Raw genomic sequence first — 19375 nt, forward strand, 5'->3', positions numbered from 1 at the left:
GATACTGGCCCACTGAAATAAATGGCTAGGGTAGCTTAAATGTTTACAGGTATCATCCAGGGCCAGGCCACGGTAGACAAAATTACCGTTAAACCTGGCCTCAACACCATCCACTTCACCTTTCCCCAAGGCGCATTAAATAATGTTCAAACTGGCGCCAGTATCGCAATAAATGGCACATGCCTCACAGTTGTTGACTTTGATGCCAATACTGCAGCATTCGACGTGATGACAGAATCTTTGCGACTGACGAATCTGAACGAGCTTGCGCCCGGTACCAAAGTGAATTTTGAAAGGGCTGCAAAATTCGGTGATGAAATCGGAGGGCATCTCCTCTCAGGGCATATACACACGACTGCTACTGTGGTAGAAATCATCGATTCCAAAGAAGAGTTTACAGTTGTATTCAGCATCGATGAAACCTGGACCCAGTACATCATGCCCAAAGGTTTTATTTCGATTAACGGTGCCAGCCTGACAGTCGGCGAAACGGTCTCCGAAAACCAGTTCCGGGTACACCTTATCCCAGAAACACTCAGGATTACGAACTTTAAGGCGCTGACACCCGGTAGCAGGGTTAATATCGAGATAGATCATCAAACCCAGACGATTGTGAATACGGTAAAACGATTAAAACTGTGACCACAAATACCTAAGCAAGATTTTCACGAGATAACAAAATAATATAAAGGAGGATAACATGAAAAAAGTAGCTGTTGTTCTAGCAGGCTGCGGTGTATATGACGGTTCCGAAATATACGAAACGGTGATTACCCTTCTATCACTGGATAGTCACGAAGCACAATATCAGTGTTTCGCCCCGGATATTGAGCAGCTCCACGTCATAAACCATAAAACCGGCGAGGTTATGGATGGCGAATCACGGAATGTGCTTATTGAAGCAGCGCGGCTGGCGAGGGGCGAAATTAAAGACCTGACAGAAGCAAAAGCTGAAGATTTTGACGCTCTTATTTTTCCGGGTGGTTTTGGTGTCGCAAAAAACCTGTGCAATTTTGCAACAGAAGGCACCAACATGACACTGAATCCTGAAGTCGCCAGGATCGCCACAGAATTCGCAGAAGCAGGAAAGCCCGCAGGCTATATCTGCATCGCTCCAACCATGGTTGCCTCTATCTATAATGGCGCACAGTGCACAATTGGCAACAACGCAGAAACCGCAGCCGCCATTGAGAGTATGGGTGCAACCCATGTGGACTGTCCGGTTGATGATATTGTGATCGATGAAGAAAACAAAGTCATCACCACTCCGGCCTACATGTTAGCGTCGCGAATTTCCGAAGCCGCCGCCGGAATCGAAAAGCTGGTAAGACAGATTCTGGAAATGGCACAGTAACGGAATCTAAGCCGCATAAACGACAACTTTTCTAGCCCGCTGAAAAGACCTTTTGCTTTGGTTTCTATGTAAATATAAGGTTCCCTCTACAGTTTTTTCAGCGGAGGTTATGCGTAACGCACTATTAAAACTTTTGCATCACACTCGATGTGTTCCAACTCTGACTTAATCAGATCAAGAGACCACATCTCGGAACGATTTCCTGATCCAGCGCCAATTAAGGGAATAGCCACACTTGCGAAGTTGTTCTTCCTGACTTCTTGAATGACGCTTCTCACAGAATGCGTCACGGAATATTTTGTAGCAACCCAGAACATATTAATGCCTGCGACATGAATAATCGCTTGGAATGGTAGTGTCCCTGCTGAGGTCACCCTTGCCTCTCCAAGCGGAATCGGACCATATTTCGCAACCTCTTTAAAAGGCTTTGTCCCACCTTTTTTCTTGATTGCGCCAGATACCCCTTGCGGCAGCAAGATCCACCATGGGATGATGTTTCGATTCCAGCTATTCACAATCACCTCAACATCCTGATTCAATATGTCACCATGGACTATTTCGTAGTTCATCAGCCCTTAATCCAGTTACCTCTATTAATGTTATAACAACACGCAACAAATCCGAGAGTCAACTTTGAAAAAATAGCGTATTAGGCTGAACATTCTAATTATTTCTTTTAGTATCGAACCATACTCAATCCACTGTAAAAATCTTAAGAAGTCGAGAAGTATTGAATGATGATACAGGAAACCTTGAAAAACCAGTTAAATGCACTCCAGGAAATGGGTGGCAAGTTACAGAGCGAAGTTGCTAAAGGCACGGAAATCTTCACAGAGGAAGGTTACCGCATCCTGAGTGAATTAACTGGAACCAAGATCAGCGCAAGTGAAGATCTGCAAGGTTTGTACGACAAGATAAAGGGCAACAATCCATCGCTGAAGCGTTTGTTGCTGAATCTTGACGTCGCAACATATGATACTCGCAAAAAGCTTCGCTGGAATGCGGCCATGATGGCCGCTTACGGAAAAAATCAGGCGGAAAAAGCTTACGAGAACGATTTAAAACCGAAACTTAACAGCTATGTCGATATGGCTGAGACCCAATTTAAAGCGCTTGCCGAGAAAGTAGAGACTCTGAAGCCCAAGGCTGGCCAGTAATTACCCCTCACTTCCTCTCATAACCGAGTAGGAATTTTGTGCCCCCTTCCCCGGGGGCTTTTTTTATTCCACGTATTCAGGCAGCCCGTTTGCTGCATAACCATGGTTTGGACAATATCCATTCGTTACCTTTGCAAGGTACTGCTGGTGATATTGCTCTGCATAATAAAGCTGATTAAGTGGCTTGATTTCAGTAGTGATAAACTCCGCGGACTTTGCGCTTATCAATGCCTGATATCGCTCTTTTGAAGCAAGCGCCAAAGCAAACTGTTCATCTGTCGCAGTGTATATTCCGGAACGATACTGTGTGCCAACGTCGTTACCTTGGCGCATGCCCGTTGTCGGATTATGGTTATTCCAGAACAAAGCCAGCAATTGGGCAAAGCCAATTATTGCAGGATCGAAAACGACCAAAACCACCTCATTATGGCCTGTTAATCCAGTACAAACCTCTTCGTAATTGGGGTTGGGTGTGATCCCGTCTGCATATCCCACGGCCGTGCTAAATACGCCATTCTGTGACCAGAACAATTTCTCAGCGCCCCAGAAACACCCCATGCCAAACACCGCCGTTTCCATTCGTTCGGGAAAAGGCGGTATTAACGCATTTTGCAGTACATAATGATTCCCGTGAATCGGCATGGCGGTATCTCGGCCGGGTAACGCCTGATCAGGCTCTGGCAATGTGGACTTTCGCGCTGCAAAAAGATCAAATATCCCCATAATTCATCTCACCCCATACGTCATCATCAGGATTTTATGTCTGTAGTAGACGTTAGTTTTTTTTAATTGGTTCATTCGTTTTTATTTCTGTTCATTTTTTACTTCGCTGATGCCCGTGTTGTAATCGCAAAGGATAACAAACCGGAAATTGCCGTGGCCCAATGTTTACCCTTCCCGATTTTGTGAGTCAGCAACATGGCTGCCGGAACCATAATCGATGTATAACGTACTTGCCGACTCGCGGGTTTTAAGCCAACCACTTCTCTGACAAAGTGCTCACAGTTGTAGCGGGTCAGCGAATATCGGGTTGACTGGCCAATTAGTTGTTTCGCGCAAGCGAGGATTTCCTGAGCCGGGTATTCAGATCCGATTTTAGACAAAGACGGAACTTTACCCACAGTTGCCTCTGCCCAGGTACGTTCGACAGCAGTGCCACTTGCATAGGAATTATCGATAATCATGGGCATCCCATCTTCGCCTGTTCGATCGGATACAACCCCGTAATGGGTGAATGTGCTGTATCGCACCCTGATAATATCCCCCGGCGAAAAACACGTTTTCAGGTCTTTTTTCATCATTGCCTCGTTCCGTAAGTGCGAACAGTTGGTCAGGATTGAAATTGTAAAGGGTGTACTTTATGATTCACTACACAGTTATGTCTATCAGACATATTCGAAGTTATACAGAGATAGGATAGCAAATGCAAGCAGGTTCAACCTATGCCGCGATTGTGGGTGCAGTTATAGCGAACAAACGAGAAAGTTTGAAGATGCCTCAAGGTGATTTGGCCGAACATGTCGGCGTAGGTCAACCCGCATTATCGAGAATCGAGAAGGGTGAAAGTGCTTTAACCATTGATCAATTGGCCCGCGCCGCTCAAAAACTGGGTACAAGTCCAAGTGCCTTGCTCGCTGAAGCCGATAACACTGCACTCACCATGATAGAGCAAAACCTGCTGGTGTCTTATGAAAAACCCAAACGTTCAGCAGGAAAAGTATCAACAAAAGGACTACTGCTATTAGGAAGCACAGCGCTGGCCGCATTGATTTACGCTGCTAATCGCAGGGAGCCGAAGAGTCCAGATTAAACTTTTTTGACTGCAGTAATATGAATGTATCGCGCAAGCGACAAAAATGGCTCGGTCCGACAGAGCAACCACTCCATTTCCTGGATATCTTCCGTTGATCGCGCTTGTTGTAACTCTCTGGACAAGTAGTCATTGACAACACGAATGCCTGTTTTGGATTCAATCTCGAAGCCCATCTCCCTCACCCACTGATAAACTTGGTCTGGAATCAATGGATTTAAGGGCGTAAGACTGTTCTTATAACCGGAAAAGTCCCCTGTTTTGACCTTTCTGAAGTTGCCTTTGATAACATTCCTGAACACAACCGAGTGCTGGTTATAAAACATAAGCGAAATAGTTGCACCAGGGCGAATTTTCTCGAGCAACTCTTGCAGCGTATCTTTGGGTTTCGCGAGCCACTCCAGCACAGCATGGAACAGGACAACGTCGGCTTGCTGGATCATATCCGCAGATAAGTCCTGCACGGAGCCATGAACAAATTCAACAGCACCTGGCGCTTGCTCTCCTGAAATCAATTCCATTCGAGTTTTGAAATGTTCCCGTGCCAGATCCAACATGTTGGCAGAGATGTCGCTCAATGTAATACGATGCCCCAACGCTGCAAGCCGGGCGGAAACCTGACCGATTCCGCCACCGGCGTCCAGGATAGATAAACTGCTTTCAGATTCAAGGGCGGGAACAGCGTCCAACAAATCCTGCCACAACACATTCAGCCTCAACTCGCCTTTACGGTCCGAGTATATTTTCCGCGCAAATTTTTCAGCGAGATCATCAAAATTTTTATCGTCTTTATGTTTCATATAACCGAGTTACGCTACCGCCATCATTTATTCAGGGTTAATGCACATACATCTCATCGCACCACAAAATAGACTATAATTTAACCACCCCACTCTAAAACCGGAGGTATATGAAATGTTACTCAAACAGATTTCTACCGGTAGACTGATTGAAGTCGAAACATTGAATGACTTAACCAATCCGCTGCACAGCAAAGTCTCAGGACAGATGCAATGGGGGGAAGAGCTCCCCGACCCTGAGGTCTACGCAAAACATGATCTTAGTTTCCCCTCCGATGAACCCTTACCCCAATGCTGGAAAACCACACATTATCGGGATCATGAGTTAGTCAAACAGTCGTCAATACCACACGCTAACCAGCTGCATTTGTTTGAGCATTCACACAAAGATGCCAACACCACCTACTATGGTGCTTAGGCAGTTATCCGGTGCGATTGCGAGGAAACCAGAGGAATAGCAAATAAAGCTTAGCGAGATCAACTCAACCTTTTATTCGTAACGCACCGACTCATAAATCGCGAACTTGTTATTTTTCGCGATGGTCTTGCAGTTACCGTAAACCGAGTCCAATAGCGCTGGATAATTAAGAAAGCTGTTCGCAACCATGACCATTCGACCTCCCCTACGGAGGTTTTTCACTGATTCAGTAATGAACTGCTCGGTAACAGAGTAATCCGTTTTCACACCGGTGTGGAAAGGTGGATTGGTAATAATTCCGTCTAGCGGTAGCCGCTTGTATCCGGGCTCAGCGGAAAAACCATTAGCTGCAAAAAAATCGCCCTGAAGACCATTATCAGCAAAGGTTTTACGAGCACAGTGAAGCGCCAACGCGCTGGTATCCACACCCGTGATTTTAAGGTCTGGATTTTTCAGTTGATGCCACGCGCCAATTACTCCGGCACCACAGGCAAAGTCCAGCCAGTGACCTTTTAAGGGAAATGGATACTCCTTGAGGAGAAAATCAGTGCCCTGGTCCAGTTGATTCATACTGAAAACACCAGGAAGATTATACACTTTATGCCTATTATCTCCCGATGGAAGCTCATAACTTTGCCAATAGTTATCCAGATCAAACGGCTGGGAACAATGCTTCTGATCCGGTTGTAACTGCCATAACTGACAATGACGGGCAGTATCAACTTTACAGGCCCTGCCCCATTTTTTCAGCTCTGTGGAACCGCCAGCAATACCTTCTTTTTTATGTCCCAACAGGAAGATAAAGCCATTGGGGTCAACAACACTACAAGCTTGCGCTAGCCTGAAGCGCAGCTCTTCTTTTGCTTTCGGCATAAACAAAAGAACGCCCTGAAATTGTTGATTACGCGGAAGTTCCACGCCGAAATGAACGTTCGATCGCTTACTGGAAATACGCTGATAAGTAGCAAAGTCTGAGGTTGAAGCCTGAACCGTTTCGCCAAGCTGTTGCATTAATTCATCAGCTGGGGGATTAATAAGTAGAAGCCCATTCAGAGCGGAAAGTTGATCAATGTTCCGTAACACCACTTCGGAGCTGTTTGCTAACATACGGGGGAATTTCCAGTTTAATTCTTCGAAGGGCGGCATATTATCAGTTGTCGTCACAAAATTGTATTAGGGTCTGCTGACGTTTCATATTTAACCTCTGCCAGCGCTATTTTTTTGTCCAGTCAGGCGCTGCGAGTGTCGTGTAGTTATTCTACATCAGCGAGCAGCAACGCATCGGGGCGAAAAAATAGCGTTGGCCCGAAGGGTTGAGCGATTTTCAGGCTCAACAGAGGTTAAATATGAAGCGTCAACAGACCCTAATGCTCTATTTCTTCTACAAAAACCATTTCCTCGATTTCCCTTTCATGGGAACTGAAGTACCACTTCAAACTTCGGTAATAACGATTCACAATTGATTGATTTTCCGGTACTGCATAACGGATGACACTTCGCACAGCGTCCAGAGCCGAAACATCTAACTCGACATCACCGCTGCCGACAAAGATATCGGCGTCCTCAAGATAACCATTTTTATCCAATTGAAATTTGATAATGCCCCTCAATTTCGGAAATTCCTTATTGGGTTTCTTCCACCGCGCAACGATTTGCTTTTGCATTTTCTCCAGATACCGGTTCACCATTTGCAACTTTTTAGCTTCCAGTTGACTATAAGGCTCCATTACCGTTGTTTCTTTGAGACTAACATCATCCAACAGCTCCATGTTGCCCATTTTTTCTCGAAACTCATCAGGAATCTTTAGTTTTGATTCTGGTTTTTTCGCAGTCTCGGCAAATTCTTGGGGTGTGGAATCCATCCTCTCACGGCCGGAACGAATTAATGCCTCAATTTCAGAGCCTGGATTGGATTTACGCCCAGATGCGCTGACTTGTTTTTGCTGTGAAGCAGCGGGTATTTTTTCTTCGTTTACGTTTTTATCAATACGCCAACTTGCCTGATTGGTAGTGGTTAGGACCTCGGCGCTATTTGCATCTGTTGGATTAACATCAATCTCTGTCGAATCAATCGTACCATTTGCGACATCTTCATCCACGAAACTGTCAGACCTGCTAACTTTAGTTTCGGTTTCCGAAACGGACTTCGCCCCATCATTTCCAGCATGCTTTAAAGGGCTATGCACTTCTTCAACCTTGGAGACCTCATTAGCTGGGGAGGCCTCACTAGCTTGGTAGTCTTCAGTAGCAAAAGGTTTACCGGAGACAAGATTTGACTGCTCTTTAACTGTCGTATTCGTTGAAGCATTTTGGTTAGCGTTATGGAATGGATTATGCTGCTCCTCGACAAGCTGCTCTTGCTGTAATGGCTCAAGCTCACTTGGTGGCTCAGGAATCGGCTCTGGAACTGGCTCAGCCTGATGTTCCACCGCCGGTTTTGATTCAGGTTCAGAAATTGTATCAACGGCCTCTTTCTGCGGTTTTTTTACGCGCTGAGGATTCAAGGTGACTTGATAAGTGTGTTCTTGATTGCTGGTCGCGTTGTTTTTATAGGCTTGATACTGCTTTGTAAGCCATAATGATACCAAGAGATTGACAAGCACGCTCACGACGATGAAGACCTGAAGCGGTCTAAGACTGTTTACTCGACGCTCACGACTGAATCCGTGCTTTCTATTCTTGGTCGACACGAGGGACTTAATTGCCAGCAATGGGTTACCAATTAATTATTGTTGTTTTAAAATTCAGTTGATCAATAAACCGCAGAGCACATGATGGCGCTCTATGTGTTAATGTATTCTAATTACGACCGTTGAAAAAGCATTTCTTTGTTAATTTCAGCACAGCCGTACCAACATAGGTTCTAAGCGTCATGGGTGAAGTCCTTCAATTCAAAGCAAAATCCGCAAAAGAAAAACATAAAGGCAAAACGCTTTGTAAGAGCGGCTTTCACAAATGGGAAATCGTTCAAGATAAACAGTTTGACGTCAAACAGGGCAAATTAGTTTCAATCTGGCAGTGCAATAGGTGCGGCGAGCGCAAAGTCGAGCGAACATAACATCAGCGTGACCAGCCGGATTGTTCAACAACCCGGAAAATTAACTCTAATCGCCGCTCCATAATGATGCCAGCCGGAGGACTTCATCACTTGCAAATAACTGACCTTCCCGAGGTAAGCAAATAAAATTAAACGGGCTTCCATCGTAGGTAAATTTCAATCGACAGGCGTGCAGATACAAACGATCCGCTTCCGTCATGCCAAAATGGCTATGGGACAATCCCTCGCTTCCAGGGTAATAAAGCGTATCGCCTATGATTGGCGATCCAATGCTTTTCAATGCAACTCGAATCTGATGTGTTTTTCCCGTCTGGGGCCGAACCCAGAACAATCGCAGATTGGTGCCTGCAGAGGCACTCTCGAACCGGGTAATTGCCGGTGACTCATTATTATCGACAGCGTCACGCACCAGTTTCCAGGCAGACCGACGGGAACGCTGCATAAACCCTTTAATGGTGCCCTGCTTTTTCTTCGGTTTACGATCGGACAACGCCAGGTAGTATTTTTCAACAGATCGAGCCTGAAAAAGCTGGGATAGCACGCTGTTCGCTTCGGGCGACCGAGCAATTATCATGATTCCGGAGGTCGGCTTATCCAGCCTGTGCACTAAAAACAACTTGTCGTCTTTTAGTTCCCCGCGCATTTGCTGCAGGAATCCCGCTTGTTCAGCATCACTGTGAACGTCAATTCCGGGCTTTTTGTAGACGATATAGAAATCAGAGTGATCATAAAGAATATCACTCTGTTCAAAATAGGGAGAATCAGGGCTCACACTTACCTACGATTTTTGCCAGCTCGGTTAGTCAGCTCAGTCAGTCACCAACGGTAAGATACTTTTGCAACTCGACTTTTTTGTTTCTCAAGCGATCCACCGCCAGATTTACGGGGAACAATGTCATTTGAGTGAACAAATCACGAGCCAGAGTGATCTTTGACATGCCTTTATAAAGATTACCGTAAGTACCCGCCATTGCAACGATCGAACGGGACAAATGGAGATAATCACTTTGAATCACAATGCCTAATTGGTAGGTGTTGGACATAAGCTGCATCACACACTGCAAGCGCCGGTGAACCCCTTCCATGCGCTCTTCCCGCAAGGCCCGAATCACCTTGCCTCGAATGGGTGTTATTTGTTTTTTAACCAGGGTTTCATCCAGAGCGTCAACAATATCCTGCTTTCGCGTCAGATTTTCTTCCGGGTGCGTACTCATTTTAATCAACACATCCGCAAGTTGATCTGTATCCGCTACAAGTACCGCTACGATATAGTTCCACACCAGTGCCCATTTTCCTCGCATATCTACAGCGTTACCCCAGTCGATCAGGTATAGCTGGGCTTCATGCCCTACCATAATGTTGCCTGGGTGCAAGTCACCATGGAATTCCTGGTAGATAACAAGTTGCTCCATAACCGAGAACAGGAAGTTTTCGGCAACCTTACGCTGGAAGCGAAAACGATCACGCCCCACCAACTTCTCAATGGCGTAGTTTACGGCCATTGCATCTTCCAGGAATTCCATTTCGAGAATACGACCGGAACTGGAATAGATATCGGGCACGTGCCAAACATTCGATTGCTTGCTACGGGCCGCGAATCGGGTTTGAATCGCCGCCTCATCTTCGAAGTTTAATTCCTGTTCAAAACCCTTGGTAAACTCTTTTATCTGCTTGGCCATAGACTCAAGAAACGGCAGGATTTTGGAGTGAGGCGCCCAATACTGGCTGCTGATAAGCATCAATTCGATTGCCAGTGCCCCCATCTGAAACTCACGTTCGAGGTTATGCCGAGCAACCTTGACGACAACCGGGATGAGAATTTCGACACCGTTTTGTACAACGGGCTTCTTGGCGAGATAAACACTGCCAATTGAACCGGACTTGAGCGGCTTTTCAACATCAAAATTGAAATAAATTTCGGTCGGAGATTTGCCATAGACTTCCATAAAGGCTTCTTTGACTTCTTCTCCGGTCATCGGTTCGACATCTTCCTGGAAAACCTTCAGCTCCGAAGCGATTTCTTCTGGTAAAAATTCCGAGTTGGCTGCTGCAACCTGGGCCATTTTTATAAACAGCGGGCCGAATTCCCGAACCATCTGTGCAACAATTTGCGCCTGGGCCGCGAAGTCTTTTGGATCTGTTTTGAAAAACGGTTTTATATATCGAATTGCCCGAATCTGGCGGCGCAAGATCCGGAGATCCCCCCGCAAGACGAGGACTTTTGAGAGCATATCCGAAATCGCATGTTGATTTACCCTGCGCAAATTCTTCACACGGTTGATCAATTCAACGATCAATGGCTCATAGGTTCGCAGAACGAGGCGGACAATATCCAGATTGGTTTCAACCAAACCTCGTAGTTCGGGTGCACTGATCAATTCATGAAAGAAGCTCCAGAACTCATCAACAATGACATCTGGAATTTCAACAGGACTGCGGAGCACCACCTGTTTGACCATAAACCTGATCAGATTCTCGGTCGATTCTTCATTCGGTATCAATTTGTACTTGCGCAAGTACAGTGTCAGGGTGCGCGAATGCTCGGATAGAGGATGATCGTACAACGTGCTAAATAACTCATCCAGCTCAAAAGCAAGCTGCTCCCGAGAGATATCTGAGTCACTGACCAGCAGTTGTACGAGCGGCAGAAAGGCTTTTGGCAGACGAACGGTGCTCACTGCGAACTGGCCGGCGGTTTTAAGCACCGTGTCCGTTCGCTTGCGCAGCACAGGCAAGTTTATCTCGATAACCTTCTTAGCTTCTTTGGCAGGCTTGTCTGAAATATCAACCACCCTCTCTTCGTACGAAATTCTTTTCACCAAGTCTTTTCTAACGTCCATCATACCATTCCTAACGTTCGGCGGAACGACAAGCAACGGAACCAGTCGCTATTGTCGAATTTATTATTGCTGTTGAGTTGCGTCCGCTCCAGTTAGTCTGCCCGATCTTCGCGTGTGCCTGAACACTCCCCTACACAAAGATCAGTATTACTAAACTATTTCTGAACTACACAGGTTCTTTCCCGCCCCGCGTATTTGTGCACCCTGAACACGGATTATCCTACCCCATTTCAGACAATGGTGCAGTTATTATTATATTTTTAGTCCATTTTAGTATAGCTGTGTTTCTAATTCGGCGTGGAGCGAATCAGATCAATTGCCGCATTGGCAAATTCCACAGGTGAATCCTCTTGCAAAAAGTGGCCGCCACGTACCGTGCGATGAGACAACCCTTTAGCACCAGGAACACGGCTTTGGAAGTAGCGGTCTCCCCCCCTCATGATGGGGTCACCATCGCTAAAAGAGGTCAGAAAGGGTTTGTTCCACGCCCCCAATTTGACCCAGGCTTCTCGATTCTCGACCGCCCCCTCGTGGTCCGGACTGACGGGAACCAGTTTAGGAAAAGCCCGCGCTCCCGCTTTGTAGGCTTTACTGGGAAAGGGCGCATCATACGCGGCCATTTCACGCCGACTTAACCATCGCGCAGTCCCTGCGTTCAATATCATACCGACTGGAAATACAGGGCTATATACCGCGAAAGATTTCCAGGCCTGAAATGCCAGGGGCACTTTCTGTTCACCCGTTGGCAGGAAACCATTTCCGACCACGATTCTGGAAAATCGTGATTCCATTTCCGTAGCGATTCTCAACCCCAACAATGCCCCCCAATCCTGGCAGATCAGCGTGATATCATTCAGATCCAGAGTTTCGATGAACGTTTTGAGCCAGTTTACATGCCGGCTATATGTATAATCTTCAATTTTTACGGGCTTGTCAGACTTACCAAAGCCAATCAGATCCGGTGCAACCGCCCGGAAACCGGCATCAGTAAACAACGGTATCATATGACGGTACAAATAAGACCAGGACGGCTCACCATGTAACATCAATACCGGCGGTGCGGATTTATCCCCTTCATCGACGTAGTGCATCCGGAGACCATCTACATCAATGTAATTCGGAATAAAGGGATAATCAGGTAGATTCTTGAAACGGGATTCAGGTGTTCTTAAACTTTCATACATATCGATTAGTCCTTATCTTTATTTTATTTTTAACGTATCAACGCAGAACCTTTTGGATACCGTCGAAACAATAACCAAACAGGAATCAACGCAATAAGCCCGAGCGCAGCTGCGCTGTAAAACACAGGCGCATATCCCAGAAATTTAACGCCAATCCCTGCGGAAACCGCGCCCACCCCGGCAATAACGATTTGCAAGCATGCCTGAACAGTATAATCAGTGGACTCTGACCCCTTGCGACAGTGATCCATCATTAAGGCAAACAACGCCACGGTGGTCATTCCATCCAGCATTTGTTCTGTACAGGCAACAATATAAACCACAATATGGTTCAAATTTTGGGTTTCAACAAGACCATAGGCGCCCAGAGAGAGGGCCTGGAGCGCACCCAAGCCGATCAGACAGCGCTTGGCCCCTGCTATCACATAAATGTAACCACCGGCTATCGCTCCTAGTAACCCTGTAACACTTGAAATAAGTGTAATCTGGCCAACTTCTGTGAGCGAATAGTTGAGATCGATCAGCAACGGCTTGATCATCGCTGAAGCCAGAGAATCCGCCACTTTATAAGTAAGCAAAACAACCAGCCAAAGCAATATTCCCGGCTGACTGACAAAGCCTTTGTATGCACCAACAAACAGCCCTAAGAAGCTATTAGTCTGCGTACTTGATGCGAGAGATACGTTCGAAGGAGCCCCATATTGAGGGGCTTCGCGAAATAGGTATACCGATACGGTGAGCAGCACCATGGTTCCTGCCATCGCCAGGAAAGTCCACTGCCAACCCACTACATCCATACCAAACAGAATGGCTGCTCCCCCTAACATCATACCCAGTTTGTAACCGCTGACCTGGATACTATTACCGATGCCTCTTTGTTCCGGCACCAATAATTTGACGGCCAGACCATCGGTGGCAATATCCTGAGTCGCACATCCGGTATTCATTACAAATAACAGCAACAGAAAAACCACAATGAGAGCTGTCGACATTTCGTAAGGCGAGAAAAAGGACAACAATACCAATATCGCCACTAACCCGAACTGCATAATGAGAATCCATCCCCGATGCGCTCCCAACCGATCACTGTAAAACCGATCCATGAATGGTGCCCACAAAAACTTCAAAACCCAAGGCACAGCCAGTAGTTTAAGCAAACCAATGTACTCTACAGGTACTCCGGCATCACGCAGAATCGGTGGCAAGGCTTGTACCAACAGACCCGCAGGAAAGCCTTGAGCAAAATACAAAGAGGTGAGTAAAACAATTACGCTGGCTGGTACGGTTTTGCGTGCTATGAACTTATGATTTTTCACGTGTTAATTGAGTATTCATTAGGGTTTATTAATATCAACCGGGCGCTGCAAAGCAGCCTGAGACGCTATTATCGCCGGGTAAGTTACGATCAATACATACGGGCTCAAATACTACCAATTGTAAACAGGTTGAACGCTTCATCATCCCCTTGCGGGTCATTAATCAAGTTTGTCTGGTCAAGCACCTGGGAAATAAAATCGGTAATTCGAACCACTCTTTCGCTTCCCTGCTCTTTACTTTCACCCGTTTTTGACCACTCCGGAGAACCCAGCAATTGTTGACGAACCTCCCGAGCGAAAAACACGATGAAATGCTCGAGATAACTTTGCAGGAGCCCCATTTCGTAGCATGCCGTATTGATATCCTGTAGCGATGAAGTTGTTTCTACCTGGGCGTTTTCATCACGGGAATATTCATCGGCTTCAAAGCGCGTCGACAGTGGAGAAAGAACACCAGAACTATTGATTAAAAGCCAGGTAAAGTAAGGAATCCGGGATACCACTTTCTCATCTACGGCAGGCGAAATCACTTTCAGATCAGCAACAACTTTCAATAGAGTGAGATAATCTGCATGTAACGCATACCGCTTTTTTTCTAAATTCGCGATAGTTTGGTCGGTTGCAGCAGTGCCCGTATATAAAGTCGTTTCTTTACTCTCAACTTTAAGTAGCAGAATGCATTTCGTATAAATCATGCGGAATCGATAGACCGCATGGCATTGCAACAACATCGCCACAAAACGCGCATGCACAGGGCCGTCGAAGTGCTTGAAGGCGAGGTTGTACACTTCATTTACAACAATCACCAATCGATCAGAGATATCGAAGCTGGCCGCGGCAGCAGACTCATCATCCACGAAATTATCATCGGCTCCATTCGTAAGCAGCTGGATAACTTTAATGCATACGCCTTTCTGGGAGGATAAAAAAGCACGAGTTATATCTTCAGCCGGTAAGCGCTGATCAGTAGCATTGGTATCCAGCACTTGATTTTGCACAGCGTCACACACGCCTATATCACCGGCACACAATGCCAAAAACAATTCCCCAAGAGCATAGTCTGGAATTTCCAGGCGTTCGGCCAGCATAAATCCCATCCAGACACAAAATAAGCTCTTCTGCCATTGCGGTAAATGTAGCCGCTCCAGTTCGTCAAGATGAAAGGCGATCAATGGGTATTGCTCCAGTGACTCACATAAGAACAATAACGCCGCTTCGTTACACTGTTGTTTATGGATTTCATCGAATCCCGGGATGGTGGAAATAAACTCCACAATTTTTTTGAAATACTGCCGACCTTTCATATCCCTTTCTTTTTTTTCATATTCGGGAAGCGAGTACCGTTATTCATCTACACTTTTACATAATTTGATAGCAGAATGAGAACAACACATTACACTGACTTACTCAGTGTATAGCAGAGATTGATGTACCACCAGAGTTATATTGATCAGCCCAAAATTGACCTAAAGTCATCAGAGATATTATCGCGGAGAAGCTGCACAATGCTGGTATTAGTTACAGGCGCAAACGGACACATCGGAGCAAACGTTGTAAGGGCTCTATTGGTGAAAGGGCACAAGGTTAGAGCTTTCACCCGAAAGGGAGCAGACTTGCGTGGCCTGGAGGGCTTACAAATTGAGCATGTTAATGGCGATGTTATGGATCTGGCCAGCCTCCAGAGCGCTGCGCAGGGATGTGATGCAATCATCCACCTGGCAGCGGTCTATAAAACCATTGCCAAAACTGCCGAAGAAATTGTGGAACCTGCAATCAAGGGGGCGGAGTGCGTTTTTCAGGCGGCCCACGACGCTGGCATCAAGCGAATCGTCTATACCAGCTCAGTGGCCTCAGTCGGGTTTTCCTATAACCCCAATGTGCTCCGAACCGGTGACGACTGGAATGACGATGCACACAACCCTTACTATGTGGCGAAAACCCAAAGCGAGAAAAAGGCACAGGAGTTAGCCCGAAAATTCGATATCCACACCATTGTGATCTGTCCGGCTATCGTACTCGGTGCCTTTGATTATCGCATCACGCCATCAAATCAGCTGGTTATGGACTTGATCAACGGTACGGGCCAAACCTACAAAGGCGGACTCAACCTCGTTGATGTAAGAGATGTCGCCGCCGCTCACGTTGCAGCACTGGATAAAGGTGAAAACTGCCGAAGATATATCATCGGTGGTGAAAATATGGAAGTGAAACAGTTCGGACAGCTGATCCGGAAGATGACGGGTATCAAACCTATTCACCTCCCCTTTGGCAGAAAGGCAACCTTGATGACGGCGACTATAGTCGAGCGTCTCTGCAAGCTCGTTGGCGTAACGCCTCCGTTCACTTACGATCTAGTCTACGAAGTTGCTGAACGTTTTGCCTACTATAACTTCCTGAACACCTTGGAAGATCTGGAAATAACGAGCCGGAACGGCGAAGAAGCCCTCGCCAGCGCAGTGGAATGGCTGCTTAAAACCAATAAAATAAAGCACAGTAGACACAACAAAGTTCAAGCTGCATTCGAACACTATCAACAAACGCGATAACGTCGCTAACACTCCCTTAAAAACTTGGCCTCGTTTAATTGTGAGGCCTCTTCTCTGCCCACAACACCACCACAACATCTAGTATTAATAAAAAACAGGTAGTTATCTAAAAGTCATTATTTTCCTGGTGAACGTTGCAGGATAAATTGACTTTTTAGCGAAAAATATTTTTTTATGACCAATTTGGTCAAATTAAAATCAAACGCACAAGATAGACAAATTGGCAAGAAAAAAAATTCTGTTCTTCCCGGAATTTAAACTTCACAAACCACAATATACTGTTATAATTTTTCGAAATTGACAGATATATAGGGTTTTAAAGATATCGCCTAATCAATTTATTGGCGTATTTCAAGAGCGTTTTGCACTTTTTTAACAAATTCAAAACCGCTATCCCACACCATAGTTTCTGGAAAACAGACTGAAATAGATGTCTCACGGGCTGGAAATGGGTGCCTCACGGACTGAACAAACTGTCATTAAATAATAGATCAAATAAACATCCTACGTTTTCAAGCTACCAATACAGGTACTATATATTGGGTCTCTGAAATATCTTCAGTTTCTCAGATTAGCTGGGTATCACATGTGCTGTATCGATACACACGCTTGTTGTCTGCTCAGTTTCAGGTTGGAAGCATGATATACGAGGTTGAGTTTGAACGGGGCTGCTACACACAACTTCTGAGGGACTTATGAACGCTAAAGTAAAACCGATCACGTCTTCTATCCCAATGCAAGCTGCATCAATTGATATTTGGGGCACAAAATATCAACTCAAAACCAAAAACGGTGACCCCGTAGACGGATCAATTCGCGATACCTATACCCGCGTTGCAAAGGCGCTGGCAGAGGTAGAAAACGAGAAAATTCGTAGCAAAGTCTTTCAGGATTTCACCTGGGCATTGGAAAACGGTGCCATTCCAGCCGGTCGTATTACTTCTAATGCAGGCGCAGGAGACCACAAACCTGCCACATCCACCATCAACTGCACCGTATCCGGCACAGTATTTGACTCAATGGACGATATTCTGCTGAAAAACCACGAAGCAGGCCTTACTCTGAAAGCGGGCTGCGGCATCGGTTATGAATTCTCCACGCTTCGCCCCAAAGGCGCTTATGTAGCCGGTGCAGGGGCAACGACATCGGGCCCCTTGTCGTTTATGGATATCTTCGACAAAATGTGTTTCACGGTTAGCTCGGCAGGCGGTCGTCGTGGTGCCCAAATGGCGACCTTCGATGTCCACCACCCTGACGTATTGGACTTCATCCGCGCCAAGCGGGAAGACGGTCGATTACGTCAATTCAACCTTTCGCTGCTGATCACGGAAGATTTCATTGCTGCCGTGAAAGCAGATGGCGACTGGAAACTTTCCTTCCCGGTCTCAATTAAAGAAGCTGAATCAGAAGCGCTGGAGTTGTCTGACGAAACCAAGTTTGTTTACCGCTCCTTCCCCGTTCAGGACGGTTACGTAACCGACGCCCAAGGAAATGTCGCATGTCGCGTTTACAACGTCGTTAAAGCGCGCTTCATTTGGGATGCCATCATGACATCCACTTATGACTTTGCCGAGCCTGGATTCATTCTGATCGACAAAGTGAATGAAATGAACAACAACTGGTTCTGCGAAAATATTCGCGCAACCAACCCTTGTGGCGAACAGCCCCTGCCCCCTTATGGAAGCTGCCTGCTGGGCTCGGTCAATCTGACTAAATTTGTCGAAAATCCGTTCACAGATAAAGCCGCTTTCAACTGGGAAAAATACCGTCGCGTCGTGGGTATATTTACACGCATGCTAGACAATGTCGTGGAAATCAACGGGCTACCACTACCGCAGCAACGCCACGAAATTGAAACCAAACGTCGGCATGGTATGGGTATTCTTGGCCTGGGCTCCGCATTAACGATGTTGAAAATGCCATACGGGTCCGAAGCTTCTGTTGAATTTACTGAAAAAGTCAATCAGGAAATGGCACTCGAAGGCTGGCGCCAAGCCCTCGCTCTGAGCGAAGAGAAAGGCTGCGCCCCCATCATGGAAGAAGAATTCACTGTCACAGGTGAAATGCTGGCCAAACGACCTGAAATGGGCAAAGACGGTATCAAAGTCGGCGACAAAGTAAAAGGCAAGCTATTACACGGGAAATACAGCCGCTATATGCAGCGTATTGCAGAGATCGATGCTGACCTGGTCAAGGCGCTTGTGGAGAAAGGCGCACGATTCACCCATCATACGTCGATCGCGCCAACGGGCACCATCTCCCTGTCACTGGCCAACAACGTCAGTAATGGTATCGAACCAAGCTTCGCGCACCACTATTCACGGAACATTATCCGTGAAGGTAAAAAAACTAAAGAGAAAGTTGATGTTTTCTCTTATGAACTCCTGGCGTATCGTCACCTTGTTAATCCTGTCGCGATGCCTTTTTCAGAGAACCAGGATGAAAAGCTCCCTGAGTATTTCATTTCTGCAGATGAAGTTACACCGAAGCAGCACGTCGACATTCAGGCGGCGGCACAAAAATGGGTTGATTCTTCAATCTCTAAAACAGCAAATGTTCCAACCGACTTCCCGTATCAAGACTTCAAGAACATTTACCTGTATGCTTACGAACAAGGCTTGAAGGGCTGCACAACCTTCCGCTTCAACCCGGAAGCGTTCCAGGGTGTTCTGGTTAAAGAAAAAGACCTGGAGAACACCATCTACGAGTTTACGCTGGATGATGGCAGCAAAGTAAGTCTTAAAGGGAATGAAGAAGTCGAGTATGATGGCGAAATGCATTCTGCAGCCAATCTGTTTGATGCCCTGAAAGAAGGCACTTATGGCAAATACTGATTGCTGAGTTGTTCAACAACTCACAACAATACATCAAAAAAGTAATTTTTGGCGCAAT

General features: G+C 46.2%; 18 protein-coding genes. 7 read left to right on the forward strand and 11 right to left on the reverse strand.

Features of this window, described 5'->3' with window-relative positions; genetic code table 11:
* Nucleotides 1–39: 39 nt before the first annotated feature.
* Together OLMES_RS14715 and elbB are read left to right on the forward strand one after the other, a co-directional pair.
* On the forward strand, nucleotides 40–642 hold the full coding sequence (locus OLMES_RS14715) for a riboflavin synthase subunit alpha (RefSeq protein ID WP_087461959.1): 603 nt from the start codon (nucleotides 40–42) through the stop codon (nucleotides 640–642).
* A gap of 58 nt (nucleotides 643–700) precedes the next feature.
* Nucleotides 701–1354, forward strand: coding sequence for an isoprenoid biosynthesis glyoxalase ElbB (gene elbB, locus OLMES_RS14720; protein ID WP_087461960.1), 654 nt, complete (start codon nucleotides 701–703; stop codon nucleotides 1352–1354).
* Between the two features lie 107 nt (nucleotides 1355–1461).
* Here elbB and OLMES_RS14725 read toward each other — a convergent pair whose 3' ends face one another.
* A complete protein-coding gene (locus OLMES_RS14725) occupies nucleotides 1462–1923 on the reverse strand; it encodes a macro domain-containing protein (RefSeq protein WP_087461961.1) in 462 nt (153 codons plus the stop codon).
* A 165-nt stretch (nucleotides 1924–2088) separates the two neighbouring features.
* Between OLMES_RS14725 and OLMES_RS14730 the strand changes: the two genes are divergently transcribed.
* The gene (locus OLMES_RS14730) at nucleotides 2089–2511 is read left to right on the forward strand and encodes a hypothetical protein (protein ID WP_087461962.1); all 423 of its coding nucleotides are present in this window, start codon (nucleotides 2089–2091) and stop codon (nucleotides 2509–2511) included.
* 63 nt (nucleotides 2512–2574) lie between these two features.
* On the opposite strand, the gene msrA is transcribed toward OLMES_RS14730, so the two are convergent.
* On the reverse strand, nucleotides 2575–3234 hold the full coding sequence (msrA, locus tag OLMES_RS14735) for a peptide-methionine (S)-S-oxide reductase MsrA (RefSeq protein WP_087461963.1): 660 nt from the start codon (nucleotides 3232–3234) through the stop codon (nucleotides 2575–2577).
* 98 nt (nucleotides 3235–3332) lie between these two features.
* Entirely contained in the window at nucleotides 3333–3812 is a 480-nt protein-coding gene (locus OLMES_RS14740; RefSeq protein ID WP_087461964.1) for a lecithin retinol acyltransferase family protein, read from the reverse strand.
* Between the two features lie 122 nt (nucleotides 3813–3934).
* On the opposite strand from OLMES_RS14740, the gene OLMES_RS14745 reads away from it, so the two are divergent.
* Nucleotides 3935–4321: a helix-turn-helix domain-containing protein gene (locus tag OLMES_RS14745; protein WP_087461965.1), complete on the forward strand. Its 387-nt coding sequence runs from the start codon at nucleotides 3935–3937 to the stop codon at nucleotides 4319–4321.
* On the opposite strand, the gene OLMES_RS14750 is transcribed toward OLMES_RS14745, so the two are convergent.
* Nucleotides 4318–5121 carry a methyltransferase domain-containing protein gene (locus tag OLMES_RS14750; protein ID WP_087461966.1) on the reverse strand — a complete coding sequence of 268 codons (804 nt, stop codon included), beginning with the start codon at nucleotides 5119–5121 and terminating at the stop codon, nucleotides 4318–4320. The genes OLMES_RS14745 and OLMES_RS14750 overlap by 4 nt on opposite strands.
* Before the next feature lie 115 nt (nucleotides 5122–5236).
* On the opposite strand from OLMES_RS14750, the gene OLMES_RS14755 reads away from it, so the two are divergent.
* Nucleotides 5237–5539, forward strand: coding sequence for an acetyltransferase (locus OLMES_RS14755; protein ID WP_198342989.1), 303 nt, complete (start codon nucleotides 5237–5239; stop codon nucleotides 5537–5539).
* A 72-nt stretch (nucleotides 5540–5611) separates the two neighbouring features.
* Here the strand turns inward: OLMES_RS14755 and OLMES_RS14760 are convergent, their stop codons facing one another.
* The 7 genes from OLMES_RS14760 to OLMES_RS14795 all read right to left on the reverse strand — a co-directional run bounded on the left by OLMES_RS14760 (nucleotide 5612) and on the right by OLMES_RS14795 (nucleotide 15241).
* The gene (locus OLMES_RS14760; protein ID WP_198342990.1) at nucleotides 5612–6646 is read right to left on the reverse strand and encodes a methyltransferase; all 1035 of its coding nucleotides are present in this window, start codon (nucleotides 6644–6646) and stop codon (nucleotides 5612–5614) included.
* A gap of 257 nt (nucleotides 6647–6903) precedes the next feature.
* Nucleotides 6904–8229: an energy transducer TonB family protein gene (locus tag OLMES_RS14765; protein WP_198342991.1), complete on the reverse strand. Its 1326-nt coding sequence runs from the start codon at nucleotides 8227–8229 to the stop codon at nucleotides 6904–6906.
* Between the two features lie 414 nt (nucleotides 8230–8643).
* On the reverse strand, nucleotides 8644–9369 hold the full coding sequence (locus tag OLMES_RS14775) for a TIGR01621 family pseudouridine synthase (protein WP_232465114.1): 726 nt from the start codon (nucleotides 9367–9369) through the stop codon (nucleotides 8644–8646).
* 40 nt (nucleotides 9370–9409) lie between these two features.
* A complete protein-coding gene (locus OLMES_RS14780; protein WP_232465115.1) occupies nucleotides 9410–11440 on the reverse strand; it encodes an AarF/UbiB family protein in 2031 nt (676 codons plus the stop codon).
* Between the two features lie 284 nt (nucleotides 11441–11724).
* Entirely contained in the window at nucleotides 11725–12621 is an 897-nt protein-coding gene (locus OLMES_RS14785) for a haloalkane dehalogenase (RefSeq protein ID WP_087461971.1), read from the reverse strand.
* Nucleotides 12622–12650: 29 nt separating this feature from the next.
* Entirely contained in the window at nucleotides 12651–13937 is a 1287-nt protein-coding gene (locus tag OLMES_RS14790; RefSeq protein ID WP_087461972.1) for an MFS transporter, read from the reverse strand.
* A gap of 104 nt (nucleotides 13938–14041) precedes the next feature.
* On the reverse strand, nucleotides 14042–15241 hold the full coding sequence (locus OLMES_RS14795; RefSeq protein ID WP_087461973.1) for a hypothetical protein: 1200 nt from the start codon (nucleotides 15239–15241) through the stop codon (nucleotides 14042–14044).
* 201 nt (nucleotides 15242–15442) lie between these two features.
* Here OLMES_RS14795 and OLMES_RS14800 point away from each other — a divergent pair, with 201 nt between their 5' ends.
* The gene (locus tag OLMES_RS14800; protein ID WP_087461974.1) at nucleotides 15443–16483 is read left to right on the forward strand and encodes an NAD-dependent epimerase/dehydratase family protein; all 1041 of its coding nucleotides are present in this window, start codon (nucleotides 15443–15445) and stop codon (nucleotides 16481–16483) included.
* Between the two features lie 695 nt (nucleotides 16484–17178).
* Nucleotides 17179–19317: an adenosylcobalamin-dependent ribonucleoside-diphosphate reductase gene (locus tag OLMES_RS14805; protein ID WP_087461975.1), complete on the forward strand. Its 2139-nt coding sequence runs from the start codon at nucleotides 17179–17181 to the stop codon at nucleotides 19315–19317.
* The last annotated feature ends 58 nt before the right edge of the window (nucleotides 19318–19375 follow it).

The sequence above is a fragment of the Oleiphilus messinensis genome, assembly GCF_002162375.1.
In the GTDB taxonomy this organism is placed as follows: domain Bacteria; phylum Pseudomonadota; class Gammaproteobacteria; order Pseudomonadales; family Oleiphilaceae; genus Oleiphilus; species Oleiphilus messinensis.